Raw genomic sequence first — 25,343 nt, 5'->3', positions numbered from 1 at the left:
CGCGCGGAGGCGTCTTGGCGTGGACCGTTCAACATCGCACGCAGCCCTTCCGCGCCTTTCCAGTTTGTCAGCTCGCGGCACGAGCACCATGCGCATTTTCCTGGTTCCAAGAACGCTCCCACCTGACATCGCTCAGCGTTTCATCAAGGCCTCTCTTCCATGGAGCTCGTCGTAGGAAATCCCACCCTGCGCCTCGTGACCGAGCGCGCGACGATCGTCATCGACATCGACGCGGAAGGCGAGGTGGTCGCTGTCGTCCTCGGCGCGCTGCTCGCATCGCTGACGCGGCCCATCGAGCGGCGCTCTCCGCGGGACGGGTATCGGCGGGGCGACAGCGCAGGCGAGCGCGTCGGGGCATGGCCCTGTCATCCTGGTCGGAATGAGCATCCGGCACAGCGCCGTCTGGGGACGAGGCCACCTGATTGTCATCGCGGGATCCGAGGGCCACGTGCTCCGCTCGGAGGACGGCGGCCAGCGCTGGAGAAGGGTGCAGACGTCCATCCGGCAGGATCTGAGCGCGCTCGCTGGCGCCGGCCCTGCGCTGATCGCCGCCCGGCTGAGCGGCACCCTGCTGGCCTCGAGCGACGGAGGGCAGCGCTGGTCCGACGTGCGCTGCGGCGCCAACGCGGACCTGCGCGGCGTCGCCCTGCGGGACGACGGCGAGGCCATCGCGGTGGGGCTCGGCGGGACGGTGCTCCGCTCCGGCGATCACGGCCAGACCTGAGGAGCCGGGACGAGCCTCGGAGGCCTCTGCCTGGAGGCCGCCGCGCTCGACGCCGAGGGCCGCTTCCCCGCGCTCGCGCTCGAAGGACAGTCGAAGGGCCCGGCAACAGGGCGGCGACCGAAGGAGAATCCCTCGGCGCTGCGCCGCCAGGCCAGGCGCCGACCCCGATCGGTGATGCCGCGGGCCCTTCACAGCGGGCGATGCGGCGGCAGAGGGCGCCGCGTTGGGCCACACCGGAGCCGCCCTCGGCGGCGAAGCAAGCGGAAACTATGAAAATCGCTGCTGTTTCCAGCGATCGCTCGCTATCGACCGGTTTCTCTGGCGGGACGATTCCGCGGGGACGAACCGTCGCGATACGTCGGATGCCCTGGGATTTTGGGAGGGCGTGACGACGGACCGCAGCCCCTCGGAAGGCGTGGGCCCAACCCGGGCCCAATGAATAGGCGTTTGCGGGACTGCGCCTGAGCAGCAGCGGCGGCGAGGTCCCGGCGCAGTCCCGCAAACGTCGGGTTGGACCGGGCCGGTTCGCGGCCGGGCGAGGCGGTCGCGAGGCCTATGGAGATCCTGCCCGAGAAGGCAGCAGAGGGCGGGCGTGGCGGGGCTCGCACGCGTGGTGCATCCCGCCGCCACGACGTTGGGCGCAGACGTGCCGAGGCAGAGCGCGGCGCCGACGGAGGCCCAGAAGCACGCACGCCGCCGACGTGGACGGCGCAGAAGGCGGATCGATCCCTGACCGCCGCGCAACGGAGGTGGTGTTGTTGCTCCTGCCCAGGCCAGCAATGCTCATGACGTGTCCGGAGGGGCAGCGGAAGAGGCGACGACGCACGACGGCAGCGGGCGGCGAGCCATCGCAGCCTGACCGCAGCGAGGACAGATGGACAGGTCGATCCCCGTGAGCTCGGCGAGCAGCGTGCACCAGTCGACCTTGACGACGTGGCGCGCAGAGGGCTCGTGCTCGTGAGAGCTGGCTTCCCGGTGCTCATCTCCCCCGACAGCGCACTGCCCTGCGTCTCGCGCCGCCAGGATCCTCGTGCGTGCCACCTCGAGCGTGGTGGTGGCGTGACACGCAGCCATCAAGCCGAAGTGTCGGATCTTCACGAAGCGATGAGGCAGCACGTGCAGCAGGAAGCGACGCAGAAACTCCTCTGCGGAGAGCGTCACGGTCTTGTCTCCGCGGGTCCGGAAGCACACGCCGCGCTCATCCATCCACCGCAGCCGGTGATTGGACAGCCCGACACGGTGGGTATAGCGACCGAGGTAAGCAAAGACCTGCTCGGGCCCAGCGAAGGGCGGCTTGGCGTACACCACCCAGGGTTTGCGGTAGAGCGCGCCGAGCAGCGCAGCGAAGGCAGCGGGGTTGGCCAGCGCGGCGGCCTCGCCGGTCAGGTCGAGCTCTCCTTGATCATAGGCCTGCCGGAGCGCGGCGAGCAACTTGCCACGGAAGAGCTTGCCGAGGACCTGCACAGGGAAGAGGTAGCCGCGCCGCCCCTCGATCCAGCGCGAGCCGTCGAGCGAGAGCCCACCGCCCGTGACGATGCAGTGCAGGTGCGGATGGAAGCTGAGATTGCGGCTCCAGGTGTGCAGCACGGCGGTGACACCGATGTCGGCGCCGAGCCGCCTGGGATCGCGGCCGAGCGTGAGCAGGGTCTGCGAGCCGCACTGGAAGAGCAGATCGAAGACCGTCTGCGGGTTGACGAGCGCCAGCGGGCGCAGCTCAGCCGGGAGCGTGAAGACGACGTGGAAGTAGTGCGTCGGCAGGATGCGCTGCTGCCGCTCGGCGATCCACCTGGCCTGGCTGAGGCTCTGGCACTTGGGACAGTGGCGGTTGCGGCAGGAGTTGTACGAGGGCTGCTCGTGGCCGCAGCTCGTGCACACGTCGACATGGCCGCCCAGCACCGCGGTCCTGCACGCGGCGATGTCGCGTAGGACCTTGCGCTGGGCGGCGGAGACGGCGTGGGCGCGCAGGTAGGCCTCGCCGTGGGCGCGGACGATATCCGCGACCTCGAGACGAGGCCTACCCGTCGCCGCGGGCCGCGGCGCCAGGCGATGCGGGTGCACGCGACCTCAGCCGAGCTTCTTCTTGGCCTCCTGGGTGCCGAGCACCTCGACCGGGCTGCGGGTGCGACCGACGTGAGCCTGGCTGACGCGGACGTAGCGGACGGTGGTGCGGATGGAGCGATGGCCGAGCAGGGCCTGGATGACGCGGATGTCGGTGCCGAGCTCGAGCAGGTGGGTGGCGAAGCTGTGCCGCAGCACGTGCGGGGTGACGCGCTTGTGCAGCTTGCAGCGCCTCGCCGCCTCGCGCAGCGCGTTGCGCACCGCCTCGTGCGAGATGACCGAGCCCTGCTTGCGACCCGGGAACAGCTCCGGTCCAGCGGGTCTCTCCGCCCGCCAGTAGATGCGCAGCGCGGTCAGCACGGGGGCGCTGAGCATCACGTACCGATCACGCCCGAGCTTGCCATTGCGGACGTGGATGAGGTTGCGCTTGCTGTCGACGTCCTCGACCCGCAGCGAGCAGACCTCATCGATCCGCAGACCGGCGCCGTACGCCGTCAGGACGATCGTGCGCTGCTTGACCGAGCCGATCGCGTTGAGCAGCGCCTCGACCTCGGTGCCGCTGAGGACCGGCGGCAGCTTCTGGGGTACCTTCGGCCAGGGGATCGCGACGGCGACCTCCGGACGCCCGAGCGTGGTGGCGTAGAGGAACTTGATCGCCGCCACGTACTGGTGCTGGGTCGCCTCCGCGATCTTTCGCTGCTCGGCGAGGTAGAGCAAAAACGCGCGCACCTCGTCGAGACCCATCTGCTGCGGCGGCTTGCGGTGGTAGGCTACGAAGGCCCGTGCGCAGCGGAGGTAATTGTCGCACGTCGACGGCTTGTATCGCCGCAGCTTCAGGTCTTCGGCCATTCGATCGCGGAGCTGTCCCATCGCTGCCCTCCTGGTGGACGCGGCGCCCGGGCAGGGGCGTCGCGAACGGCAGGGTGGGCAGGGAATGAGGCGGCGGGCGGCCAGTCCTGCGCGGCGCCGGGCTCTTTTTTCGCAATAAATACTGGCAAAATCCGCGCTGCGGCAGCAATGCCTGCCGTGACAACCGCAGCGAAGACAAGGATCCGAGCCGCGGCAGGAAACCGCGGCTCGGTATCCGCAATGCTTAACGGAGCAGGGCCCGCAGCAGCTTCTTGAGCCTCACGCCGAGCTCCTGCACCTCGTCCGCATCGCGCTCGCGGTCGCAGCAGTCATCGCGGTCGACCTCAGCAGGCACAGGAGCTGCCGCGAAGCGGCTTGGTCCAAGCGTCAAGCCCGGGGCCTGGGGAGCGCGTCGCGACCGATCCGCCGCCTCGAGCGGTCGTGCTGGCCTCGCTCGCCAGCATCCTGAGCCGCGCCGTCGCCCTCGGGGACGAGGTGGCGGCCCGGGTCGTTCACGAGGCGCTCGGCCGGCTGCTCGGGCTGCCGGTCGCACCAGAGGGGTGAGTCCGCGCTCGCCGCCCCTGTGCGGGCTCTCGCTGGCCGAGTTTCCGCACCTCGAGTCATGGCTCACGCGCGTGCCCCCACCTCCGCGCGTCGAAGAGCCCGTCTGGCTGGAGCCCATGCCCAGCGCCTGGCTGGAAGGCGTCGAGGAGCGCGACCCCCAAGCGCGCCACGCGCTCAAGGAGAGCGTCGCCTTGGCCTTCGTGGCGGCCCTACAATGCCTGTCCCCGCTGCAGCGCGCGACGCTGCTGCTCCGCGACGTGGTCGGACTGTCGGCGGCGGAGACGGCGCAAGCGCTCGCTACGAGCGTGGAGGCCGCGAACAGCGCGTTGTTCCGCGCCCGCTCCGCGACCGGCAGCAAGATCGGCGGGGCGGAGCCGGTCGACATCGCGAGGACCACGCAAGTGGATCCGCGTCTGCTCGAACAGTACGTGCGCGCCTTCGAGGAGGCGAACCTGGATGCCCTGGTCGCGTTGTTCCACGAAGACATGCGCACCACCATGCCGCCGGCGCCAACCTGGGTCTCCGGGCGCGCCGCCAACGAGCGCTTCTACCGGCTGATGTTCGGCAGCATCGTACGAACCGTCTCAGGGGGCCGGCTCACGATCTGCGCGAGCATGCGCTCCTCGGGAACGACGTCGCGGCGAGGTGCCGGCAGCGCGCCTGGATCTTCCGAGGCGCGCTGCCCCGGGTCACACTGCGGTGTAGCCGCCGTCCACGGTCAGCTGCGTGCCGGTCATGTACGACGACCAGTCGGACAGCAGGAAGACCGCCGGTCGAGCGATCTCGTCTGCGTGCGCGTACCGCTTCATCAGCGTGGCCGCGCCGAAGGCGTCGAGCACCTGCTCGCCGCTTTGCATATGATCCCAGATCTCGGTCTCCACCGGGCCGGGCAGGATGGCATTGACGCGAATCTTGTCCGCCGCGTAGTCGATGGCCGCAGACTTGGTGAGGCCGAGGATCGCGTGCTTGGTCGCGGCATAGACGCCGAACCCGGGCGCAGAGACCGTGGAGGCGATCGAGCCGCAGTTGACGATCGAGCCGCCGCCGCCCTTCTTCATGACGGGCACTTGATACCTCATGCACAGATAGATGCTGTGCAGGTTGACCTGCATGAGAGCGAGGTAATCGGCGACCGGCACGTCCGCGAGCGGCCCGAGCGCGGTGGCGATACCGGCGTTGTTGAAGACGCTGTCCAGCCGCCCATGGGCCTCCACGGTGCGCTCGATCAGAGCCTGGATGTCCGCCTCGACGGTGACGTCGGTGCGGACGAACAGCGCGTTTCCACCCTCCACCTTGATGCGGGCCACGAGCGCGTCGCCCATCTCCTGGCGTCGCGCGGCCAGCACCACCTTGGCGCCGGCCCGCGCCGCCGCGATCGCTGTCGCGGCCCCGATTCCCGATGTGGCCCCGGTGATCAAAACGACTTTATTGCTGAGCATGGCAATCTCAACTCCGTGTAATAAGTATTGGAATGGATCGAAAGACTGGCTGTCTCCAGCTGACGGGACGACGGCGAAGAGGAGCGGCCCGAGGGACCGCCGGTGCTCGTCGCGACGTTCGCGGCGCCGCGGGCTCGCCTTGACGAGCTCGAGGCCGTCCAAGCGTTCGCGCTAGCGTGCCACCGAGGATAGCCCGCGCGAAGCCATTCCGACCTGTCAAGAGTTTTCCGCCAACGACCGGCGGTTGGCATAACATACAAGAAATACGATCCACTGATCCGCGTATAAATACTAACAGATCCAACGAGTTTACTCGGATATGTAATATTGTCTACAATGCCGAGGCGTGGATCTCGCGAAGAGCGACGAGCTCTCCGTGCTTCAAGGCCTGACGCACCCGGGCGGCGATCCGGTCGCGGAGAATTCGCTGGTCCTGCTGATGCAGGCTCGACCGGCCGCAGAGGGTGAGCTCGCAGTAGATCTCCTGAAGGACGTGGAGATCCTCGCTCCGCCGGGCATCGATCGCGGACGATGCAAACAGGGGCGGGACGCGCTCCAGGTGTGCCCTGGAGGGATCATCGGGCGCGTGGTTCGCGCGTACGAGGTAGATTCGCTGGCCGAAGTCCGAGACCGACCATTTCCTGAGCCAGGGATGCGTCATATCGCGAGCAACCAGATGACCGGCATGGCTTTTATCGAGCCCGCCGTGCGCGCGGCTCGCGACCCCGCACGTGCTCGCACCTTGCCGCGCCGCCCCCCCGCTGATAGCTCGCTGGACGCAATCAGGAAGCGAGGGGACGTATGAGCGAATACCGAACAATCGCGGCGGCGCCGGTGCTGGTGGCGGCGTTCCGGGATCAGATCTTCGGCGTCGACCCGGCCACCGGGCGCGTGCTCTGGGAGTACAAGCAGGCCGGGGTCGGTTTCTCTTCCACAGCGCTCCTGATCACGCCTGCGGCGATCTACGCGGCGAGCTTCAGCCGCGTCGCCTGTCTGCATTACCCGACGGGCGAGCTGCTCTGGGAGGTGAAGGCCGCCACGCAGGGCCGCGCCACGCTCCTCCTGGAGGGAGACCGGCTCTACGTCGCCAAGCAGGGCGAGGTGGAGTGTTTCTCGCTCACCGGCAAGAGCCTCTGGCACAACCAGTTCAAGAGCAAGGGGATGGGCCCGGTCGCCCTGGGCGTGCCGGACAATGTGGCGCAGCCGGACGACAAGGACTGACGCCCCCCCGGCGCTACGCCGCCCGCGCCTCCCAGTCGATCCGGTACGCGTGCACGCGCGCCTGCACCGCCGCGCCGAGCCGCAGGAACAGCGGCAGCGCCCGGTCGCGGAACCACTCGGCCACCGGACCGGCGATCGCCTTGCGGCTGCCGTGCCGCCGCGCTTGGCGGACGATCGCCTCGACGCGCGGCCGCCGCAGACGCTCGAAGGCCGCGAACGCCTGCTCCGGCTCGGCCGCGTCCCGGAGGCACCGCACGAGGAGCCATCGTCCCGAGAAGACGACGCTCTACGAGATCGTGCGCGACAACGTGGAGACGCTGTACGGGGCCATCGACGACGGCGCCATCGCCGTCCGGACACCCAAGCACGCGAAGAAGGAGCTCGAAGCCTACCTCGACTGCGGGCTGCTCTGCCGCGGGTTCGCGCGGCTCCGGTGCGAGCGCTGCGAAGAGAGTCGGCTGGTGCCTTCAGCTGTAAAGGACGCGGCTTCTGCCCGTCGTGTCTGGGCCGACGCATGTGTGCCACGGCGGCGAACCTGAACGAGGACGTCCTGCCCGAGGTGGCGCACCGTCCGTGGGTGTTGACGTTTCCGTTTCCGTGGCGGCGCAGGCTCGCCCAGGACGGGGCGTCGTTCGGCGTGCTGACCCGCATCTTCGTCGAGAGCGTGGAGCGGTTCCACGAAGAGCGCGCCGCGCGCCGAGGCGCGTGCGGCGCGGCCAAGAGCGGCGCGGTGACCGTCGTGCAACGCACGTCCGGCGACATGCGGCTCAATCCGCATCTGCACGTGGTCTTCCTCGACGCGGCTTATCACGAAGACGGCACCGAGCTCGTGTGGAACGAGCTCGGTCACCTGCGAACGCGCGAGGTCGGTCAGGTCCTAGAGCACGCCGTCGGGCGGATGCTCCGTTACCTCCGGCGGCACGGGCATCTCGAGATCGAGCACGACGTCGAGGAGGACGACTAGCCCGAGGCCGTGCTCTGTGCCTCCGCCGTCTCGGGACGAGAGCCGCCCGCCGGCCCGCAAGCCGCGAGCTCTTACTTGAGCCCAGGTTGAGATTCGTGCAGCAGCGTTCCGAGCGCATCTTCTGGAACGGTGAAGTCGCTGCCGGACTCTGACGGTTTCCACCCTCGCTGCAATGCATACTCGATGACCCGTCGTACGAGAGCCGATGAGACGACGGCTTCTTGATGAGGGGTGAGCAGGGAGACGACGCCGTTCCCGCAAGGAACGGTCACATCAGCGTGGTGGATGGGCGTGCGATAGACCGGCACCCACGCGAGCAGCTTCTGACCACGACCGCCTTCATGCTGAACGACGAGGGTGAGCCTGCGGGCCCTGAGGACATCGTCCCATGCGGAGGCGTTCTCAATCCAACGCTCCGGCTCGGTAACGAGCCATCGGTAGCGCTCGTCGTCGATCACAATTGTCCGGGCTCGGCGAGGAAGACCCATGCCTGCGAAGTCTACGCGAACAGGCTGCGTCGCGCCCGAGGCTTGAAACAGCGGCGTCCTCCCTGGACGATCGAGTCGCCGAACACAAACCGCGCGTCCGCTGGCGCGGACTGGATCTCGATCAAGCCGGCGCGATCCCCAGCCACCGGCACCGCGGCAGCCAGCTGGGCCTGCTTCGACGCGCGCGCCCGCTTCGGTGACTGTCTGCGCTCGAGACCGGTTTCTCTGGCGGGACGATCCCGCGGGGGCGAACCGTCGCGATCCGTCGCTTCCCAGGGATTTGGGGAAAGCGTGACGACGGATCGCACCCCCCGGAAGGCGTGGGCCCAACCCGGGCCCAATGAATAGGCGTTTGCGGGACTGCGCCTGAGCAGCAGCGGCGGCGAGGTCCCGGCGCAGTCCCGCAAACGTCGGGTTGGACCGGGCCGGTTCGCGGCCGGGCGAGGCGGTCGCGAGGCCTATGGAGATCCTGCCCGAGAAGGCAGCAGAGGGCGGGCGTGGCGGGGCTCGCACGCGTGGTGCATCCCGCCGCCACGACGTTGGGCGCAGACGTGCCGAGGCAGAGCGCGGCGCCGACGGAGGCCCAGAAGCACGCACGCCGCCGACGTGGACGGCGCAGAAGGCGGATCGATCCCTGACCGCCGCGCAACGGAGGTGGTGTTGTTGCTCCTGCCCAGGCCAGCAATGCTCATGACGTGTCCGGAGGGGCAGCGGAAGAGGCGACGACGCACGACGGCAGCGGGCGGCGAGCCATCGCAGCCTGACCGCAGCGAGGACAGATGGACAGGTCGATCCCCGTGAGCTCGGCGAGCAGCGTGCACCAGTCGACCTTGACGACGTGGCGCGCAGAGGGCTCGTGCTCGTGAGAGCTGGCTTCCCGGTGCTCATCTCCCCCGACAGCGCACTGCCCTGCGTCTCGCGCCGCCAGGATCCTCGTGCGTGCCACCTCGAGCGTGGTGGTGGCGTGACACGCAGCCATCAAGCCGAAGTGTCGGATCTTCACGAAGCGATGAGGCAGCACGTGCAGCAGGAAGCGACGCAGAAACTCCTCTGCGGAGAGCGTCACGGTCTTGTCTCCGCGGGTCCGGAAGCACACGCCGCGCTCATCCATCCACCGCAGCCGGTGATTGGACAGCCCGACACGGTGGGTATAGCGACCGAGGTAAGCAAAGACCTGCTCGGGCCCAGCGAAGGGCGGCTTGGCGTACACCACCCAGGGTTTGCGGTAGAGCGCGCCGAGCAGCGCAGCGAAGGCAGCGGGGTTGGCCAGCGCGGCGGCCTCGCCGGTCAGGTCGAGCTCTCCTTGATCATAGGCCTGCCGGAGCGCGGCGAGCAACTTGCCACGGAAGAGCTTGCCGAGGACCTGCACAGGGAAGAGGTAGCCGCGCCGCCCCTCGATCCAGCGCGAGCCGTCGAGCGAGAGCCCACCGCCCGTGACGATGCAGTGCAGGTGCGGATGGAAGCTGAGATTGCGGCTCCAGGTGTGCAGCACGGCGGTGACACCGATGTCGGCGCCGAGCCGCCTGGGATCGCGGCCGAGCGTGAGCAGGGTCTGCGAGCCGCACTGGAAGAGCAGATCGAAGACCGTCTGCGGGTTGACGAGCGCCAGCGGGCGCAGCTCAGCCGGGAGCGTGAAGACGACGTGGAAGTAGTGCGTCGGCAGGATGCGCTGCTGCCGCTCGGCGATCCACCTGGCCTGGCTGAGGCTCTGGCACTTGGGACAGTGGCGGTTGCGGCAGGAGTTGTACGAGGGCTGCTCGTGGCCGCAGCTCGTGCACACGTCGACATGGCCGCCCAGCACCGCGGTCCTGCACGCGGCGATGTCGCGTAGGACCTTGCGCTGGGCGGCGGAGACGGCGTGGGCGCGCAGGTAGGCCTCGCCGTGGGCGCGGACGATATCCGCGACCTCGAGACGAGGCCTACCCGTCGCCGCGGGCCGCGGCGCCAGGCGATGCGGGTGCACGCGACCTCAGCCGAGCTTCTTCTTGGCCTCCTGGGTGCCGAGCACCTCGACCGGGCTGCGGGTGCGACCGACGTGAGCCTGGCTGACGCGGACGTAGCGGACGGTGGTGCGGATGGAGCGATGGCCGAGCAGGGCCTGGATGACGCGGATGTCGGTGCCGAGCTCGAGCAGGTGGGTGGCGAAGCTGTGCCGCAGCACGTGCGGGGTGACGCGCTTGTGCAGCTTGCAGCGCCTCGCCGCCTCGCGCAGCGCGTTGCGCACCGCCTCGTGCGAGATGACCGAGCCCTGCTTGCGACCCGGGAACAGCTCCGGTCCAGCGGGTCTCTCCGCCCGCCAGTAGATGCGCAGCGCGGTCAGCACGGGGGCGCTGAGCATCACGTACCGATCACGCCCGAGCTTGCCATTGCGGACGTGGATGAGGTTGCGCTTGCTGTCGACGTCCTCGACCCGCAGCGAGCAGACCTCATCGATCCGCAGACCGGCGCCGTACGCCGTCAGGACGATCGTGCGCTGCTTGACCGAGCCGATCGCGTTGAGCAGCGCCTCGACCTCGGTGCCGCTGAGGACCGGCGGCAGCTTCTGGGGTACCTTCGGCCAGGGGATCGCGACGGCGACCTCCGGACGCCCGAGCGTGGTGGCGTAGAGGAACTTGATCGCCGCCACGTACTGGTGCTGGGTCGCCTCCGCGATCTTTCGCTGCTCGGCGAGGTAGAGCAAAAACGCGCGCACCTCGTCGAGACCCATCTGCTGCGGCGGCTTGCGGTGGTAGGCTACGAAGGCCCGTGCGCAGCGGAGGTAATTGTCGCACGTCGACGGCTTGTATCGCCGCAGCTTCAGGTCTTCGGCCATTCGATCGCGGAGCTGTCCCATCGCTGCCCTCCTGGTGGACGCGGCGCCCGGGCAGGGGCGTCGCGAACGGCAGGGTGGGCAGGGAATGAGGCGGCGGGCGGCCAGTCCTGCGCGGCGCCGGGCTCTTTTTTCGCAATAAATACTGGCAAAATCCGCGCTGCGGCAGCAATGCCTGCCGTGACAACCGCAGCGAAGACAAGGATCCGAGCCGCGGCAGGAAACCGCGGCTCGGTATCCGCAATGCTTAACGGAGCAGGGCCCGCAGCAGCTTCTTGAGCCTCACGCCGAGCTCCTGCACCTCGTCCGCATCGCGCTCGCGGTCGCAGCAGTCATCGCGGTCGACCTCAGCAGGCACAGGAGCTGCCGCGAAGCGGCTTGGTCCAAGCGTCAAGCCCGGGGCCTGGGGAGCGCGTCGCGACCGATCCGCCGCCTCGAGCGGTCGTGCTGGCCTCGCTCGCCAGCATCCTGAGCCGCGCCGTCGCCCTCGGGGACGAGGTGGCGGCCCGGGTCGTTCACGAGGCGCTCGGCCGGCTGCTCGGGCTGCCGGTCGCACCAGAGGGGTGAGTCCGCGCTCGCCGCCCCTGTGCGGGCTCTCGCTGGCCGAGTTTCCGCACCTCGAGTCATGGCTCACGCGCGTGCCCCCACCTCCGCGCGTCGAAGAGCCCGTCTGGCTGGAGCCCATGCCCAGCGCCTGGCTGGAAGGCGTCGAGGAGCGCGACCCCCAAGCGCGCCACGCGCTCAAGGAGAGCGTCGCCTTGGCCTTCGTGGCGGCCCTACAATGCCTGTCCCCGCTGCAGCGCGCGACGCTGCTGCTCCGCGACGTGGTCGGACTGTCGGCGGCGGAGACGGCGCAAGCGCTCGCTACGAGCGTGGAGGCCGCGAACAGCGCGTTGTTCCGCGCCCGCTCCGCGACCGGCAGCAAGATCGGCGGGGCGGAGCCGGTCGACATCGCGAGGACCACGCAAGTGGATCCGCGTCTGCTCGAACAGTACGTGCGCGCCTTCGAGGAGGCGAACCTGGATGCCCTGGTCGCGTTGTTCCACGAAGACATGCGCACCACCATGCCGCCGGCGCCAACCTGGGTCTCCGGGCGCGCCGCCAACGAGCGCTTCTACCGGCTGATGTTCGGCAGCATCGTACGAACCGTCTCAGGGGGCCGGCTCACGATCTGCGCGAGCATGCGCTCCTCGGGAACGACGTCGCGGCGAGGTGCCGGCAGCGCGCCTGGATCTTCCGAGGCGCGCTGCCCCGGGTCACACTGCGGTGTAGCCGCCGTCCACGGTCAGCTGCGTGCCGGTCATGTACGACGACCAGTCGGACAGCAGGAAGACCGCCGGTCGAGCGATCTCGTCTGCGTGCGCGTACCGCTTCATCAGCGTGGCCGCGCCGAAGGCGTCGAGCACCTGCTCGCCGCTTTGCATATGATCCCAGATCTCGGTCTCCACCGGGCCGGGCAGGATGGCATTGACGCGAATCTTGTCCGCCGCGTAGTCGATGGCCGCAGACTTGGTGAGGCCGAGGATCGCGTGCTTGGTCGCGGCATAGACGCCGAACCCGGGCGCAGAGACCGTGGAGGCGATCGAGCCGCAGTTGACGATCGAGCCGCCGCCGCCCTTCTTCATGACGGGCACTTGATACCTCATGCACAGATAGATGCTGTGCAGGTTGACCTGCATGAGAGCGAGGTAATCGGCGACCGGCACGTCCGCGAGCGGCCCGAGCGCGGTGGCGATACCGGCGTTGTTGAAGACGCTGTCCAGCCGCCCATGGGCCTCCACGGTGCGCTCGATCAGAGCCTGGATGTCCGCCTCGACGGTGACGTCGGTGCGGACGAACAGCGCGTTTCCACCCTCCACCTTGATGCGGGCCACGAGCGCGTCGCCCATCTCCTGGCGTCGCGCGGCCAGCACCACCTTGGCGCCGGCCCGCGCCGCCGCGATCGCTGTCGCGGCCCCGATTCCCGATGTGGCCCCGGTGATCAAAACGACTTTATTGCTGAGCATGGCAATCTCAACTCCGTGTAATAAGTATTGGAATGGATCGAAAGACTGGCTGTCTCCAGCTGACGGGACGACGGCGAAGAGGAGCGGCCCGAGGGACCGCCGGTGCTCGTCGCGACGTTCGCGGCGCCGCGGGCTCGCCTTGACGAGCTCGAGGCCGTCCAAGCGTTCGCGCTAGCGTGCCACCGAGGATAGCCCGCGCGAAGCCATTCCGACCTGTCAAGAGTTTTCCGCCAACGACCGGCGGTTGGCATAACATACAAGAAATACGATCCACTGATCCGCGTATAAATACTAACAGATCCAACGAGTTTACTCGGATATGTAATATTGTCTACAATGCCGAGGCGTGGATCTCGCGAAGAGCGACGAGCTCTCCGTGCTTCAAGGCCTGACGCACCCGGGCGGCGATCCGGTCGCGGAGAATTCGCTGGTCCTGCTGATGCAGGCTCGACCGGCCGCAGAGGGTGAGCTCGCAGTAGATCTCCTGAAGGACGTGGAGATCCTCGCTCCGCCGGGCATCGATCGCGGACGATGCAAACAGGGGCGGGACGCGCTCCAGGTGTGCCCTGGAGGGATCATCGGGCGCGTGGTTCGCGCGTACGAGGTAGATTCGCTGGCCGAAGTCCGAGACCGACCATTTCCTGAGCCAGGGATGCGTCATATCGCGAGCAACCAGATGACCGGCATGGCTTTTATCGAGCCCGCCGTGCGCGCGGCTCGCGACCCCGCACGTGCTCGCACCTTGCCGCGCCGCCCCCCCGCTGATAGCTCGCTGGACGCAATCAGGAAGCGAGGGGACGTATGAGCGAATACCGAACAATCGCGGCGGCGCCGGTGCTGGTGGCGGCGTTCCGGGATCAGATCTTCGGCGTCGACCCGGCCACCGGGCGCGTGCTCTGGGAGTACAAGCAGGCCGGGGTCGGTTTCTCTTCCACAGCGCTCCTGATCACGCCTGCGGCGATCTACGCGGCGAGCTTCAGCCGCGTCGCCTGTCTGCATTACCCGACGGGCGAGCTGCTCTGGGAGGTGAAGGCCGCCACGCAGGGCCGCGCCACGCTCCTCCTGGAGGGAGACCGGCTCTACGTCGCCAAGCAGGGCGAGGTGGAGTGTTTCTCGCTCACCGGCAAGAGCCTCTGGCACAACCAGTTCAAGAGCAAGGGGATGGGCCCGGTCGCCCTGGGCGTGCCGGACAATGTGGCGCAGCCGGACGACAAGGACTGACGCCCCCCCGGCGCTACGCCGCCCGCGCCTCCCAGTCGATCCGGTACGCGTGCACGCGCGCCTGCACCGCCGCGCCGAGCCGCAGGAACAGCGGCAGCGCCCGGTCGCGGAACCACTCGGCCACCGGACCGGCGATCGCCTTGCGGCTGCCGTGCCGCCGCGCTTGGCGGACGATCGCCTCGACGCGCGGCCGCCGCAGACGCTCGAAGGCCGCGAACGCCTGCTCCGGCTCGGCCGCGTCCCGGAGGCACCGCACGAGGAGCCATCGTCCCGAGAAGACGACGCTCTACGAGATCGTGCGCGACAACGTGGAGACGCTGTACGGGGCCATCGACGACGGCGCCATCGCCGTCCGGACACCCAAGCACGCGAAGAAGGAGCTCGAAGCCTACCTCGACTGCGGGCTGCTCTGCCGCGGGTTCGCGCGGCTCCGGTGCGAGCGCTGCGAAGAGAGTCGGCTGGTGCCTTCAGCTGTAAAGGACGCGGCTTCTGCCCGTCGTGTCTGGGCCGACGCATGTGTGCCACGGCGGCGAACCTGAACGAGGACGTCCTGCCCGAGGTGGCGCACCGTCCGTGGGTGTTGACGTTTCCGTTTCCGTGGCGGCGCAGGCTCGCCCAGGACGGGGCGTCGTTCGGCGTGCTGACCCGCATCTTCGTCGAGAGCGTGGAGCGGTTCCACGAAGAGCGCGCCGCGCGCCGAGGCGCGTGCGGCGCGGCCAAGAGCGGCGCGGTGACCGTCGTGCAACGCACGTCCGGCGACATGCGGCTCAATCCGCATCTGCACGTGGTCTTCCTCGACGCGGCTTATCACGAAGACGGCACCGAGCTCGTGTGGAACGAGCTCGGTCACCTGCGAACGCGCGAGGTCGGTCAGGTCCTAGAGCACGCCGTCGGGCGGATGCTCCGTTACCTCCGGCGGCACGGGCATCTCGAGATCGAGCACGACGTCGAGGAGGACGACTAGCCCGAGGCCGTGCTCTGTGCCTCCGCCGTCTCGGGACGAGAGCCGCCCGCCGGCCCGCAAGCCGCGAGCTCTTACTTGAGCCCAGGTTGAGATTCGTGCAGCAGCGTTCCGAGCGCATCTTCTGGAACGGTGAAGTCGCTGCCGGACTCTGACGGTTTCCACCCTCGCTGCAATGCATACTCGATGACCCGTCGTACGAGAGCCGATGAGACGACGGCTTCTTGATGAGGGGTGAGCAGGGAGACGACGCCGTTCCCGCAAGGAACGGTCACATCAGCGTGGTGGATGGGCGTGCGATAGACCGGCACCCACGCGAGCAGCTTCTGACCACGACCGCCTTCATGCTGAACGACGAGGGTGAGCCTGCGGGCCCTGAGGACATCGTCCCATGCGGAGGCGTTCTCAATCCAACGCTCCGGCTCGGTAACGAGCCATCGGTAGCGCTCGTCGTCGATCACAATTGTCCGGGCTCGGCGAGGAAGACCCATGCCTGCGAAGTCTACGCGAACAGGCTGCGTCGCGCCCGAGGCTTGAAACAGCGGCGTCCTCCCTGGACGATCGAGTCGCCGAACACAAACCGCGCGTCCGCTGGCGCGGACTGGATCTCGATCAAGCCGGCGCGATCCCCAGCCACCGGCACCGCGGCAGCCAGCTGGGCCTGCTTCGACGCGCGCGCCCGCTTCGGTGACTGTCTGCGCTCGAGACCGGTTTCTCTGGCGGGACGATCCCGCGGGGGCGAACCGTCGCGATCCGTCGCTTCCCAGGGATTTGGGGAAAGCGTGACGACGGATCGCACCCCCCGGAAGGCGTGGGCCCAACCCGGGCCCAATGAATAGGCGTTTGCGGGACTGCGCCTGAGCAGCAGCGGCGGCGAGGTCCCGGCGCAGTCCCGCAAACGTCGGGTTGGACCGGGCCGGTTCGCGGCCGGGCGAGGCGGTCGCGAGGCCTATGGAGATCCTGCCCGAGAAGGCAGCAGAGGGCGGGCGTGGCGGGGCTCGCACGCGTGGTGCATCCCGCCGCCACGACGTTGGGCGCAGACGTGCCGAGGCAGAGCGCGGCGCCGACGGAGGCCCAGAAGCACGCACGCCGCCGACGTGGACGGCGCAGAAGGCGGATCGATCCCTGACCGCCGCGCAACGGAGGTGGTGTTGTTGCTCCTGCCCAGGCCAGCAATGCTCATGACGTGTCCGGAGGGGCAGCGGAAGAGGCGACGACGCACGACGGCAGCGGGCGGCGAGCCATCGCAGCCTGACCGCAGCGAGGACAGATGGACAGGTCGATCCCCGTGAGCTCGGCGAGCAGCGTGCACCAGTCGACCTTGACGACGTGGCGCGCAGAGGGCTCGTGCTCGTGAGAGCTGGCTTCCCGGTGCTCATCTCCCCCGACAGCGCACTGCCCTGCGTCTCGCGCCGCCAGGATCCTCGTGCGTGCCACCTCGAGCGTGGTGGTGGCGTGACACGCAGCCATCAAGCCGAAGTGTCGGATCTTCACGAAGCGATGAGGCAGCACGTGCAGCAGGAAGCGACGCAGAAACTCCTCTGCGGAGAGCGTCACGGTCTTGTCTCCGCGGGTCCGGAAGCACACGCCGCGCTCATCCATCCACCGCAGCCGGTGATTGGACAGCCCGACACGGTGGGTATAGCGACCGAGGTAAGCAAAGACCTGCTCGGGCCCAGCGAAGGGCGGCTTGGCGTACACCACCCAGGGTTTGCGGTAGAGCGCGCCGAGCAGCGCAGCGAAGGCAGCGGGGTTGGCCAGCGCGGCGGCCTCGCCGGTCAGGTCGAGCTCTCCTTGATCATAGGCCTGCCGGAGCGCGGCGAGCAACTTGCCACGGAAGAGCTTGCCGAGGACCTGCACAGGGAAGAGGTAGCCGCGCCGCCCCTCGATCCAGCGCGAGCCGTCGAGCGAGAGCCCACCGCCCGTGACGATGCAGTGCAGGTGCGGATGGAAGCTGAGATTGCGGCTCCAGGTGTGCAGCACGGCGGTGACACCGATGTCGGCGCCGAGCCGCCTGGGATCGCGGCCGAGCGTGAGCAGGGTCTGCGAGCCGCACTGGAAGAGCAGATCGAAGACCGTCTGCGGGTTGACGAGCGCCAGCGGGCGCAGCTCAGCCGGGAGCGTGAAGACGACGTGGAAGTAGTGCGTCGGCAGGATGCGCTGCTGCCGCTCGGCGATCCACCTGGCCTGGCTGAGGCTCTGGCACTTGGGACAGTGGCGGTTGCGGCAGGAGTTGTACGAGGGCTGCTCGTGGCCGCAGCTCGTGCACACGTCGACATGGCCGCCCAGCACCGCGGTCCTGCACGCGGCGATGTCGCGTAGGACCTTGCGCTGGGCGGCGGAGACGGCGTGGGCGCGCAGGTAGGCCTCGCCGTGGGCGCGGACGATATCCGCGACCTCGAGACGAGGCCTACCCGTCGCCGCGGGCCGCGGCGCCAGGCGATGCGGGTGCACGCGACCTCAGCCGAGCTTCTTCTTGGCCTCCTGGGTGCCGAGCACCTCGACCGGGCTGCGGGTGCGACCGACGTGAGCCTGGCTGACGCGGACGTAGCGGACGGTGGTGCGGATGGAGCGATGGCCGAGCAGGGCCTGGATGACGCGGATGTCGGTGCCGAGCTCGAGCAGGTGGGTGGCGAAGCTGTGCCGCAGCACGTGCGGGGTGACGCGCTTGTGCAGCTTGCAGCGCCTCGCCGCCTCGCGCAGCGCGTTGCGCACCGCCTCGTGCGAGATGACCGAGCCCTGCTTGCGACCCGGGAACAGCTCCGGTCCAGCGGGTCTCTCCGCCCGCCAGTAGATGCGCAGCGCGGTCAGCACGGGGGCGCTGAGCATCACGTACCGATCACGCCCGAGCTTGCCATTGCGGACGTGGATGAGGTTGCGCTTGCTGTCGACGTCCTCGACCCGCAGCGAGCAGACCTCATCGATCCGCAGACCGGCGCCGTACGCCGTCAGGACGATCGTGCGCTGCTTGACCGAGCCGATCGCGTTGAGCAGCGCCTCGACCTCGGTGCCGCTGAGGACCGGCGGCAGCTTCTGGGGTACCTTCGGCCAGGGGATCGCGACGGCGACCTCCGGACGCCCGAGCGTGGTGGCGTAGAGGAACTTGATCGCCGCCACGTACTGGTGCTGGGTCGCCTCCGCGATCTTTCGCTGCTCGGCGAGGTAGAGCAAAAACGCGCGCACCTCGTCGAGACCCATCTGCTGCGGCGGCTTGCGGTGGTAGGCTACGAAGGCCCGTGCGCAGCGGAGGTAATTGTCGCACGTCGACGGCTTGTATCGCCGCAGCTTCAGGTCTTCGGCCATTCGATCGCGGAGCTGTCCCATCGCTGCCCTCCTGGTGGACGCGGCGCCCGGGCAGGGGCGTCGCGAACGGCAGGGTGGGCAGGGAATGAGGCGGCGGGCGGCCAGTCCTGCGCGGCGCCGGGCTCTTTTTTCGCAATAAATACTGGCAAAATCCGCGCTGCGGCAGCAATGCCTGCCGTGACAACCGCAGCGAAGACAAGGATCCGAGCCGCGGCAGGAAACCGCGGCTCGGTATCCGCAATGCTTAACGGAGCAGGGCCCGCAGCAGCTTCTTGAGCCTCACGCCGAGCTCCTGCACCTCGTCCGCATCGCGCTCGCGGTCGCAGCAGTCATCGCGGTCGACCTCAGCAGGCACAGGAGCTGCCGCGAAGCGGCTTGGTCCAAGGGCCAAGCCCCGGGCTTGGGGAGCTCGCCGTGACCGAGCCGTCACGTCGGGCTGCGGTGATCGCCTCGCTCGCCAGCACCCTGAGCCACGCCGTCGCCCTCGAGGACGAGGTGGCGGCCCGGGTCGTTCACGAGGCGATCGGTCGGCTGCTCGGGTTGCCGGTCGCACCAGGGGGGTGAGTGAGCTTGGAGCGAACGTCGATCTCGCCGCTCGAGTCGACTCGCTGCCGGAGCCTTGCCGCTCGCCAGCGCCCGCAGGCTCTGCTGAGATCTCCCGCGCGCAGTGGTTGCGTCGGCGCCTGCGACCGCTGAGGTGACCCGGCGACTCGCCTCGCTGCAACCGCGGCGAGCGGAGATCGACGTCCATCATGGCCATCACGGTGCCGGATCTTCGGGGAATCAAACAGCCTACTCGGCAACAGCGCCCGCTCGACGCTGGTGAAGGGACACCTCGCCGGCGTCGACGGCCACGAACGATGATGGCCATTGCGAGCCGCCCTGCGGCGCGCGTCCACGCGATGGCCATCGCTCTCCTTGACCGCAACCGCGCACGCGCGCGATGGCCATCCAGCGGCCTGCTCGGTGGACCATCAGCCAGCGTGAGCGTCAACACGACGCCGCCTCCGTCCAGGGTCTGTCAGCAAGGCGAGCCGGTTCCCGGGTCCTTGTCGGCTTCATTTGCTTGTTGAGCAGGTTCATCATATGGCCAGTCTAGCGAAGCAAGAGACTCAACCAGCTGACGTTGGCGCAGTTGACGTGGGCGGATGATCCACCTCACCTGCCAAGACTTCGTGGCTCGAACGCTCGCGATAAGTAGGCGGTCGTCCGAGCATAAGGCAGCCGGATACGCGAGGTACTTCAGAAGCTCGTGGTCGAAGGAGTCGTTCTGGCGCTTCGCTGGATTGTACGGCTCCATCTTTCGCAGTCGCCGCAGGAGCACCAGCGCCCGAACGCGCAGAAAGGCGTCCAAGCGAAAAGACGGTGGCGGGTCATGAGCGTACAGATCGCCGTCGAGTGCGTCGCGTGCGGAGGCGAGACAGGCCTCAATGGCCTCAATGGAGTCTCCTCGGGCGGGAAGCTTTTGCTGAATGCCCGGTTCCAGCTTTAGAACATTCACGAAAAAGTTGTCGATTTCGTTTGCCCAGGAATTGCGAAACTCCGACACCACGCTGTGGGTTAACTGGGAGTTGAAGGAGACAGTCCCCTGACCCGCTTGGGCTCGAATCTGCAAGAGTTCATCGTAAGAGTTGGCGCGTTGAAGTATGCGCCACGAAGCACGGAGAACTAGCTCAGTCTCCGCCATTTCGTGAGGTGACCGATGGTAACGGACCGGGAGGCCGGCGGCCTGTAGGCCCTCCTGACCGCCCAGGAGAATCGGCTGGGAACGGGATAAGATACGCTGGAGACTGTTACGAGCGCGAACCCAATGGGACCAGAGTAGTCGCCGAGACGTAAGTGCTGCGATGAGCTCCGTCGCGGTGGAATCTCCCAGGTGGATAGACACGCCCGCCTTACGGAGCAGCGCAAAGTCGTCCGGCTCAAGCTCGCCAGCACCGAGACTTCGAACCACATTCGTGTCAACGACCATCCGTGTCATGTCTGTGCTCCGCCCAACGACGCAAGTGCTCAGCTGCGTCGCGAAGTCGTGTCGCCTGCATCACCTTGTTGGTCAGTATACTGAACGTTCCGCGTCGCCTCAAGCACTCGTCGCATCATCTCGATGCGACTTGGCGGCAGACTTGGCTCGTGCCATTGAAGGCTCACAGGTCGCCACAGGATAACGGGATCCTCGGGAGTCGGCCGGAGCATACAGCTCAATGCGCCATCTTCGGACGCGATGAACGCGACTGTGCGCGGGTTTCGATGGCAAAACCAGGCCGCGGAGCGGTGCCGCGATCCGAGCTGACGAATGTCGAAGGGAACGCACTTCCTCGGCACACAATCGAGCGCCTGCCGGACGGGCGGCACAGCGTCCGCCCAAGGAAACATCCCGCCAAAACCGAGAATCGTCAGGTCAGGTCCGAGTAGAAGGGCACCATCCACAGCGGCAAGTTTCGCGAGACCATCAATGGCGTCGGACATGTACCTTTCGCGGGCCCCCCATTCGCGCAGTTCGTTCCACGCGGCGCTGTTGAGACGAGCTCGCTCCGCATCGTCCGAGGACTCATGCTCGCTTGCCCTCGTCTGAGCTTGGAGCGCTTGCGACTCCGAGAGCCCGCGTTTCATGAATGCCTTCCAATATTGCTGAAACTCGGTCAGCAGGTCATCCCCGTGAGTCGAGTATTTCGTATCCACGTCCCGCAAGGCGTCTTCCGAAGGTAGAACGACGACGGTTCCACCGTGTTCCTCGTCGACGATGCGCTGTAAAAGTTGCCCAATGATAGACGGGGTGAGTGCCCATCCATTGCGTTCGGTCTCGTCGCTGGCCCGTTCGTTACCGAAAACACGCAACGTGTCAACGACGAGACCCGGGCAACCTAAAACGTTGATCGCGGGCATTAGGAGAACACCGCCCGCATACTGGAGCAATTCAGCATCATGAATGCCAATGTTAAGGCGACCGGGACCTCCGACAGATACCCGCGGATACCAGAGCACACTGCCGCCTCCGGAGGACGACTCGTTCCTTGCCATGCGGTACGAGTCGAGCCCCGTGCGAGCAAGTCCGATAATTTGCATTCCATCGGCGCACGCAGTGACGCCGATCAGTGTTTGCCGAGGATCGGTTGCTGGAGCGAGCTTAACGATCTCAGAGACGGTCGCCGGCCGTGGCGTCGCGAAGAGCAGCGGCGCCCATCCTTCGGTGGCTCGGCCGGTCAGGTGCGCGCGGTGGAGTAGTCCCAGAGCAAACCGTGCCGATCTACCCTCCTCGCGCTCGAGGCTTGCAAAGAATGCGATCTTCAGAAGCGTTGAGAGCGTGCGCGCGTCCGGCATCGGGTCCGCCTCTAATTCCGCGTACCGCTCGATGAGTGTCGAGACAAGCTCGTCTGGGAAGGCGAGATCACTCATAATTCCTGGGAAACTCTAACGTTGGCAACGTCCATCTTGCGAAACAGTCGGTGATGCTAGCGGGGAGCACGCCGTCTACCACACTGCAATCATTGGCACGAGCATCACGCAAATCTAGTCAACGACAATGGCTTACTGATCGGCCCGATCACGATTTCCACGACGGCTCTCCGAACTCGGGAAGATATTCACCATCGATGTGAAGAAATATCACATCACGACCGTTGCGGCCGAGTACACGCGTGGCGGCTAGCCAGCAATTAGCGGCCTTCGATCGCTTCAATATCAAGTCTTGATGCCATGCCCCGTTGCGCGCACTGAAGAATGCTCGATAGTACACAGAGGAAGCAAGTGACCATTTTAAAACCAAGAACTGTGCCGGGGCGTTAATCTCACCCCATGGTCGCTCAAAGACGTTGCGAGATGTGTCCATGTCCACCACCCGCATTCTGACGTCGTAGAGCGGGAATTCTCCCTTTCGGATCACCGCGAAGTTCTGCGCAATTGAATTGGCGAGGTCGAAGTAGTACAGCATGAAGTAGCAAAACGAGTCGCCGCCAGTCTGCATTGCCTCGAGTCGCTTCTGGTTTGCCAGCATTTCGTTGCGGAGGTCTTCGAAGCGATCGACGATCGTCGATTCTACATGGTCGATTCCCAAGAACTGCTTGCGCGTTGCCGCCATGGGCACACTGTCAAGTAGTGTCGTAATGCGCTCTAAGTGATAGAGCTCTACAGCCGTCGGAGCAGCCGAAGCATTTAGCTGTTTCCGTTCGCTGAGCGACAGCTCTTGGTTCGTGACGAACGCGAGACCGTCGACGCCGTTCGCGCGGGCCCCAACCAGATCAAACGCAAACTTCTTACGGATCTCAGCAAAGGACTGCTGCCCGCGTGGGAAGTAGACCGCCATCGCCCAGAGCTGCCCTGCCCTGATGCAGAGGGCGTCCTTGCCGCCGTCTTTGCCGCCGAGCGGGTGGCTTGGATCGAGGTTGGAGAAGCCGTCCGCGAGTAACATCTGGGCCGCGAGACGCTCTGACGGACCTTGCCCGAACGTCCACTCCCGAAGACGGTGCCAGGTTTCGTCCCAGCGAGGTGTGCTCATTGGTCCTCTCTCACTGTTTGTCAATCAGCAGCACCGGGCAGTTAGCCGATCTCTTCCTGCAACCGATCAGCCGCAGCGAGCCGGGCGACATCCTGCAACGCGACCACGCGCAAAGGCAGATTATTGCGGGCGGTTTCATCGTCAATCCAGCAAACCAGCACGTCAACATCTTCCGGCTTATGGTTAGTTGCAAAGGCAGAGGATCGCATCTTCCACTCTGCCATGAGGTACTGGTCAGTTGCTCGATCCACGAGGATTGCGTCCGGCTTGGTGCCGCTCTCGTCGAACGCACCAAGGCGGCACAGCAGCGCTTTCGAGGCTCCGCAACAATATTGGAAGTCGGTGAATTCCTGCAAAACTCCGAAAGCGAGGTACACATCCGTCTCAGTCTCCGGCTCCCAGTGATGGAGATTCTCGGCTCGAAACGGCTCAATATGAATGTGCTTGAGTGCTTTTCGTTCGAAAACCGTCTGCGCGATTGCCGCATCTGCAGCTTTGGCGGCTTCCGGCTGCGCACGATCTCCCTTGTCGGGCGTCTGAATGACGATCGTGTTCTTGCTGGGAATCTCGTACTCCAGCTCAGCTCCGGTGACGAGGCCGAGGCGCTTGTAGAGCTTCGCCATGCCAGTCAAACCACCCCTGGCATTGAGTTTGCCCTCGGCAACGAACGTCTCGTCGTTGCTGAGGAGCACGGTGACGCGGCCTACTTCAAGAAGGCCAGTCTTCCATGCGGCGGTCTCCAAATAGAGACACCGTAGCGCAACGTACGCATCTTTGATGGTTGCCTTGAAAGACATGTTGCATCGATGCCCGGTTAATGTGAATTCAGCTGCGCGGGGGCGAAGCCCGAGCGTCATATCCAATTAGGGTTTAGGGTTCCTTCTTGTCGGCAACTACGCGTTCTTTCCATCGCGCGGGGCCCAGTTCGATCGGTAGCGCCCGAACGATGGCACGCAGGCCATCCAGATCATTGTCCACCGACACGAACACAGATCTCCTCAGAGTCTTGGGAACCTCGGCGCCATCGAAAACAAGAGTAATGATTTGGAACTTCTCAGCGCGTTCGATCTTACGGTTCATCGCGAAGTCGACTTCCTGAGCAAGCCAGCGGTCATCGCGGAAGTCGGGCGTCACAAAGAACACCGCGGCGCAGGATTTTTCCATACCAGCTTCCAGGGCTCTATGGAGCACGTCGCCAGCTACAACTTCTTCCTCATCCAGCCAAGGTCTATAGCCTAGATCTTCAAGCACTCGGTGATATCGTCGAACGCGTTCTTTGTTGACCCATTTATGGCTCAGGAAGACTCCGAGCTCGCTCTCGGAAGGTATCCGAGGCAGCGGCACACCGGCCAAGTCCCTCATATCTGGATTCGTCATTGCGGCAGCCTCGCGAATTCGACGGGAAAGGTCCTCTGCGAAGGGGCGGATTATTAGCGACTGTGCCACACCAAACGCGTCGGAACGCTTGTGCTTTCCAAACAGCGCACCGAAGCCCTCCGCGCGCATTTGCTTTCGTTCGTCGGAGACGAAAGAGCGCACGAAGTCCAGGTAAATGGCCAATTGCTCATCCTTATTGTCCGGTAGGTCGAGCGCGTCAAGAACGACACGTCGGTGCTCGCGACCGCGGATTTGAGCGTCTAACCATGCGTTGACATCAAAGGAAGGGAGGTTGGCGAGGACTTCCTGGCAAAGTGGATTGCGGTCGAGTTGCTTGACGAACAGACGGAGATGATGAATAAAGTCGTCATCATCAGCATGGATTATGGCGTCCCGCGCTGCTTTGAAGTCGGAAAGTGCGTCGACCATCTCTTTTCTGGTGAGCATGATAATCCTCGCTCGATTTACTGTGGCAGCAGTTCCGTATGGCAGTTCGGGCAATGCACAGTCCCGCGCCACCCATCTTCCACTTTGAAGGTACCGCCGCATTGCAAGCACTGTATTGGGACCAGATCGTCCGGCTCTGGCCCAGAAATTGGTCGGGGGCTGCGGACCGAAGGGCCTGAAAACGTGATCTTGAACATGCTGTTCGAGCGGAATCCGGAACCAAAATCGCGAAACATCTTCGACAGGGCTGGCTCTATGATTTCACGCCTCGCAATTCGGCGAATGTAGGAGATGGTTTCAGGATGGACGAAGTCTTGTCGTGGCCTGACCATGGCGCAGTAGGGGCAACAGGTGCTCGTGCTGTCGCTTGAGGGAGGATCCTGGTCTGACAGGACAACCTCGGCATCGCGGAGAGACTGC

Annotated in this window: 29 protein-coding genes and 2 pseudogenes; 12 read left to right on the top strand and 19 right to left on the bottom strand. The window is 66.3% G+C overall.

Annotated elements, in window-relative coordinates; translation table 11 throughout:
* Positions 1–379: 379 nt before the first annotated feature.
* Positions 380–724 (top strand): WD40/YVTN/BNR-like repeat-containing protein, encoded by a 345-nt coding sequence (locus tag WMF19_RS08640; RefSeq protein WP_437898640.1) that lies wholly within the window; start codon positions 380–382, stop codon positions 722–724.
* Between the two features lie 783 nt (positions 725–1,507).
* Here WMF19_RS08640 and WMF19_RS08635 read toward each other — a convergent pair.
* Positions 1,508–2,782: an IS91 family transposase gene (locus tag WMF19_RS08635; protein WP_437893383.1), complete on the bottom strand. Its 1,275-nt coding sequence runs from the start codon at positions 2,780–2,782 to the stop codon at positions 1,508–1,510.
* Positions 2,783–2,788: 6 nt separating this feature from the next.
* On the bottom strand, positions 2,789–3,652 hold the full coding sequence (locus WMF19_RS08630) for a tyrosine-type recombinase/integrase (protein WP_437893382.1): 864 nt from the start codon (positions 3,650–3,652) through the stop codon (positions 2,789–2,791).
* A 354-nt stretch (positions 3,653–4,006) separates the two neighbouring features.
* Here WMF19_RS08630 and WMF19_RS08625 point away from each other — a divergent pair, with 354 nt between their 5' ends.
* Complete coding sequence (locus WMF19_RS08625; protein ID WP_437898639.1) at positions 4,007–4,195, top strand: hypothetical protein; 189 nt, start codon at positions 4,007–4,009, stop codon at positions 4,193–4,195.
* Positions 4,196–4,311: 116 nt separating this feature from the next.
* A pseudogene (locus WMF19_RS08620) lies at positions 4,312–4,749 on the top strand (sigma factor-like helix-turn-helix DNA-binding protein); the annotation flags it as partial.
* A gap of 135 nt (positions 4,750–4,884) precedes the next feature.
* On the opposite strand, the gene WMF19_RS08615 reads toward WMF19_RS08620, so the two are convergent.
* Both WMF19_RS08615 and WMF19_RS08610 read right to left on the bottom strand, forming a co-directional pair.
* A complete protein-coding gene (locus WMF19_RS08615; RefSeq protein ID WP_437898638.1) occupies positions 4,885–5,796 on the bottom strand; it encodes an SDR family NAD(P)-dependent oxidoreductase in 912 nt (303 codons plus the stop codon).
* 169 nt (positions 5,797–5,965) lie between these two features.
* Entirely contained in the window at positions 5,966–6,295 is a 330-nt protein-coding gene (locus tag WMF19_RS08610) for a hypothetical protein (RefSeq protein ID WP_437898637.1), read from the bottom strand.
* A 140-nt stretch (positions 6,296–6,435) separates the two neighbouring features.
* On the opposite strand from WMF19_RS08610, the gene WMF19_RS08605 reads away from it, so the two are divergent.
* Complete coding sequence (locus WMF19_RS08605) at positions 6,436–6,855, top strand: outer membrane protein assembly factor BamB family protein (RefSeq protein ID WP_437898636.1); 420 nt, start codon at positions 6,436–6,438, stop codon at positions 6,853–6,855.
* A 13-nt stretch (positions 6,856–6,868) separates the two neighbouring features.
* Here WMF19_RS08605 and WMF19_RS08600 read toward each other — a convergent pair whose 3' ends face one another.
* On the bottom strand, positions 6,869–7,111 hold the full coding sequence (locus WMF19_RS08600) for a hypothetical protein (protein WP_437898635.1): 243 nt from the start codon (positions 7,109–7,111) through the stop codon (positions 6,869–6,871).
* 40 nt (positions 7,112–7,151) lie between these two features.
* Between WMF19_RS08600 and WMF19_RS08595 the strand changes: the two genes are divergently transcribed.
* Both WMF19_RS08595 and WMF19_RS08590 read left to right on the top strand, forming a co-directional pair.
* Positions 7,152–7,394, top strand: a complete 243-nt coding sequence (locus tag WMF19_RS08595; RefSeq protein WP_437898634.1) for a hypothetical protein — start codon at positions 7,152–7,154, stop codon at positions 7,392–7,394.
* Positions 7,370–7,819 carry a hypothetical protein gene (locus WMF19_RS08590; RefSeq protein WP_437898633.1) on the top strand — a complete coding sequence of 150 codons (450 nt, stop codon included), beginning with the start codon at positions 7,370–7,372 and terminating at the stop codon, positions 7,817–7,819. The genes WMF19_RS08595 and WMF19_RS08590 overlap by 25 nt, the downstream gene beginning before the upstream one ends.
* 71 nt (positions 7,820–7,890) lie before the next feature.
* Here WMF19_RS08590 and WMF19_RS08585 read toward each other — a convergent pair whose 3' ends face one another.
* From WMF19_RS08585 to WMF19_RS08575, 3 genes are all read right to left on the bottom strand, one after another.
* On the bottom strand, positions 7,891–8,277 hold the full coding sequence (locus WMF19_RS08585) for a hypothetical protein (RefSeq protein WP_437898632.1): 387 nt from the start codon (positions 8,275–8,277) through the stop codon (positions 7,891–7,893).
* Positions 8,278–8,995: 718 nt separating this feature from the next.
* A complete protein-coding gene (locus WMF19_RS08580) occupies positions 8,996–10,270 on the bottom strand; it encodes an IS91 family transposase (RefSeq protein WP_437893383.1) in 1,275 nt (424 codons plus the stop codon).
* Between the two features lie 6 nt (positions 10,271–10,276).
* Entirely contained in the window at positions 10,277–11,140 is an 864-nt protein-coding gene (locus WMF19_RS08575; RefSeq protein ID WP_437893382.1) for a tyrosine-type recombinase/integrase, read from the bottom strand.
* Between the two features lie 354 nt (positions 11,141–11,494).
* Here WMF19_RS08575 and WMF19_RS08570 point away from each other — a divergent pair, with 354 nt between their 5' ends.
* Both WMF19_RS08570 and WMF19_RS08565 read left to right on the top strand, forming a co-directional pair.
* Positions 11,495–11,683, top strand: coding sequence for a hypothetical protein (locus WMF19_RS08570; protein WP_437898639.1), 189 nt, complete (start codon positions 11,495–11,497; stop codon positions 11,681–11,683).
* A 116-nt stretch (positions 11,684–11,799) separates the two neighbouring features.
* Positions 11,800–12,237, top strand: a pseudogene (locus WMF19_RS08565) (sigma factor-like helix-turn-helix DNA-binding protein); the annotation flags it as partial.
* A 135-nt stretch (positions 12,238–12,372) separates the two neighbouring features.
* Here the strand turns inward: WMF19_RS08565 and WMF19_RS08560 are convergent.
* Both WMF19_RS08560 and WMF19_RS08555 read right to left on the bottom strand, forming a co-directional pair.
* Positions 12,373–13,284: an SDR family NAD(P)-dependent oxidoreductase gene (locus WMF19_RS08560; RefSeq protein WP_437898638.1), complete on the bottom strand. Its 912-nt coding sequence runs from the start codon at positions 13,282–13,284 to the stop codon at positions 12,373–12,375.
* 169 nt (positions 13,285–13,453) lie between these two features.
* Positions 13,454–13,783, bottom strand: a complete 330-nt coding sequence (locus WMF19_RS08555; protein WP_437898637.1) for a hypothetical protein — start codon at positions 13,781–13,783, stop codon at positions 13,454–13,456.
* 140 nt (positions 13,784–13,923) lie between these two features.
* On the opposite strand from WMF19_RS08555, the gene WMF19_RS08550 reads away from it, so the two are divergent.
* Positions 13,924–14,343, top strand: a complete 420-nt coding sequence (locus WMF19_RS08550) for an outer membrane protein assembly factor BamB family protein (RefSeq protein WP_437898636.1) — start codon at positions 13,924–13,926, stop codon at positions 14,341–14,343.
* Positions 14,344–14,356: 13 nt separating this feature from the next.
* Here WMF19_RS08550 and WMF19_RS08545 read toward each other — a convergent pair whose 3' ends face one another.
* On the bottom strand, positions 14,357–14,599 hold the full coding sequence (locus WMF19_RS08545; RefSeq protein WP_437898635.1) for a hypothetical protein: 243 nt from the start codon (positions 14,597–14,599) through the stop codon (positions 14,357–14,359).
* A 40-nt stretch (positions 14,600–14,639) separates the two neighbouring features.
* On the opposite strand from WMF19_RS08545, the gene WMF19_RS08540 reads away from it, so the two are divergent.
* The gene (locus tag WMF19_RS08540) at positions 14,640–14,882 is read left to right on the top strand and encodes a hypothetical protein (protein ID WP_437898634.1); all 243 of its coding nucleotides are present in this window, start codon (positions 14,640–14,642) and stop codon (positions 14,880–14,882) included.
* Positions 14,858–15,307: a hypothetical protein gene (locus WMF19_RS08535; protein ID WP_437898633.1), complete on the top strand. Its 450-nt coding sequence runs from the start codon at positions 14,858–14,860 to the stop codon at positions 15,305–15,307. Before WMF19_RS08540 ends, WMF19_RS08535 begins: the two co-directional genes overlap by 25 nt.
* 71 nt (positions 15,308–15,378) lie before the next feature.
* On the opposite strand, the gene WMF19_RS08530 is transcribed toward WMF19_RS08535, so the two are convergent.
* The 3 genes from WMF19_RS08530 to WMF19_RS08520 form a co-directional block, all read right to left on the bottom strand.
* Positions 15,379–15,765, bottom strand: a complete 387-nt coding sequence (locus tag WMF19_RS08530; protein WP_437898632.1) for a hypothetical protein — start codon at positions 15,763–15,765, stop codon at positions 15,379–15,381.
* Positions 15,766–16,483: 718 nt separating this feature from the next.
* Positions 16,484–17,758, bottom strand: coding sequence for an IS91 family transposase (locus tag WMF19_RS08525; protein ID WP_437893383.1), 1,275 nt, complete (start codon positions 17,756–17,758; stop codon positions 16,484–16,486).
* A gap of 6 nt (positions 17,759–17,764) precedes the next feature.
* Positions 17,765–18,628, bottom strand: coding sequence for a tyrosine-type recombinase/integrase (locus WMF19_RS08520; protein ID WP_437893382.1), 864 nt, complete (start codon positions 18,626–18,628; stop codon positions 17,765–17,767).
* A 393-nt stretch (positions 18,629–19,021) separates the two neighbouring features.
* Here WMF19_RS08520 and WMF19_RS08515 point away from each other — a divergent pair, with 393 nt between their 5' ends.
* Positions 19,022–19,171 (top strand): hypothetical protein, encoded by a 150-nt coding sequence (locus tag WMF19_RS08515; RefSeq protein WP_437898631.1) that lies wholly within the window; start codon positions 19,022–19,024, stop codon positions 19,169–19,171.
* Between the two features lie 457 nt (positions 19,172–19,628).
* On the opposite strand, the gene WMF19_RS08510 is transcribed toward WMF19_RS08515, so the two are convergent.
* The 5 genes from WMF19_RS08510 to WMF19_RS08490 all read right to left on the bottom strand — a co-directional run bounded on the left by WMF19_RS08510 (position 19,629) and on the right by WMF19_RS08490 (position 24,923).
* Positions 19,629–20,222 (bottom strand): hypothetical protein, encoded by a 594-nt coding sequence (locus tag WMF19_RS08510; protein ID WP_437898630.1) that lies wholly within the window; start codon positions 20,220–20,222, stop codon positions 19,629–19,631.
* A gap of 395 nt (positions 20,223–20,617) precedes the next feature.
* The gene (locus WMF19_RS08505) at positions 20,618–22,000 is read right to left on the bottom strand and encodes a putative sensor domain DACNV-containing protein (RefSeq protein ID WP_437898629.1); all 1,383 of its coding nucleotides are present in this window, start codon (positions 21,998–22,000) and stop codon (positions 20,618–20,620) included.
* A gap of 148 nt (positions 22,001–22,148) precedes the next feature.
* Positions 22,149–23,099 carry a hypothetical protein gene (locus WMF19_RS08500; protein ID WP_437898628.1) on the bottom strand — a complete coding sequence of 317 codons (951 nt, stop codon included), beginning with the start codon at positions 23,097–23,099 and terminating at the stop codon, positions 22,149–22,151.
* 41 nt (positions 23,100–23,140) lie between these two features.
* Positions 23,141–23,896: a hypothetical protein gene (locus WMF19_RS08495; RefSeq protein WP_437898627.1), complete on the bottom strand. Its 756-nt coding sequence runs from the start codon at positions 23,894–23,896 to the stop codon at positions 23,141–23,143.
* A gap of 73 nt (positions 23,897–23,969) precedes the next feature.
* The gene (locus WMF19_RS08490) at positions 23,970–24,923 is read right to left on the bottom strand and encodes a toll/interleukin-1 receptor domain-containing protein (protein ID WP_437898626.1); all 954 of its coding nucleotides are present in this window, start codon (positions 24,921–24,923) and stop codon (positions 23,970–23,972) included.
* Between the last annotated feature and the right edge of the window lie 420 nt (positions 24,924–25,343).

Origin of the sequence: Sorangium sp. So ce124 (assembly GCF_051525235.1) — a bacterium.
GTDB lineage: Bacteria > Myxococcota_A > Polyangia > Polyangiales > Polyangiaceae > Sorangium > Sorangium atrum.
This window is presented reverse-complemented; position numbering and strand designations above follow the sequence as displayed.

Coding starts and splice junctions, on each gene's coding strand:
- WMF19_RS08640 (WP_437898640.1), top strand. CDS start 380: ATGAGCATCCGGCACAGCGCCGTCTGGGGACGAGGCCACCTGATTGTC.
- WMF19_RS08630 (WP_437893382.1), bottom strand. CDS start 3,652: ATGGGACAGCTCCGCGATCGAATGGCCGAAGACCTGAAGCTGCGGCGA.
- WMF19_RS08610 (WP_437898637.1), bottom strand. CDS start 6,295: ATGACGCATCCCTGGCTCAGGAAATGGTCGGTCTCGGACTTCGGCCAG.
- WMF19_RS08605 (WP_437898636.1), top strand. CDS start 6,436: ATGAGCGAATACCGAACAATCGCGGCGGCGCCGGTGCTGGTGGCGGCG.
- WMF19_RS08590 (WP_437898633.1), top strand. CDS start 7,370: ATGTGTGCCACGGCGGCGAACCTGAACGAGGACGTCCTGCCCGAGGTG.
- WMF19_RS08575 (WP_437893382.1), bottom strand. CDS start 11,140: ATGGGACAGCTCCGCGATCGAATGGCCGAAGACCTGAAGCTGCGGCGA.
- WMF19_RS08555 (WP_437898637.1), bottom strand. CDS start 13,783: ATGACGCATCCCTGGCTCAGGAAATGGTCGGTCTCGGACTTCGGCCAG.
- WMF19_RS08550 (WP_437898636.1), top strand. CDS start 13,924: ATGAGCGAATACCGAACAATCGCGGCGGCGCCGGTGCTGGTGGCGGCG.
- WMF19_RS08535 (WP_437898633.1), top strand. CDS start 14,858: ATGTGTGCCACGGCGGCGAACCTGAACGAGGACGTCCTGCCCGAGGTG.
- WMF19_RS08520 (WP_437893382.1), bottom strand. CDS start 18,628: ATGGGACAGCTCCGCGATCGAATGGCCGAAGACCTGAAGCTGCGGCGA.
- WMF19_RS08505 (WP_437898629.1), bottom strand. CDS start 22,000: ATGAGTGATCTCGCCTTCCCAGACGAGCTTGTCTCGACACTCATCGAG.
- WMF19_RS08500 (WP_437898628.1), bottom strand. CDS start 23,099: ATGAGCACACCTCGCTGGGACGAAACCTGGCACCGTCTTCGGGAGTGG.
- WMF19_RS08495 (WP_437898627.1), bottom strand. CDS start 23,896: ATGTCTTTCAAGGCAACCATCAAAGATGCGTACGTTGCGCTACGGTGT.
- WMF19_RS08490 (WP_437898626.1), bottom strand. CDS start 24,923: ATGCTCACCAGAAAAGAGATGGTCGACGCACTTTCCGACTTCAAAGCA.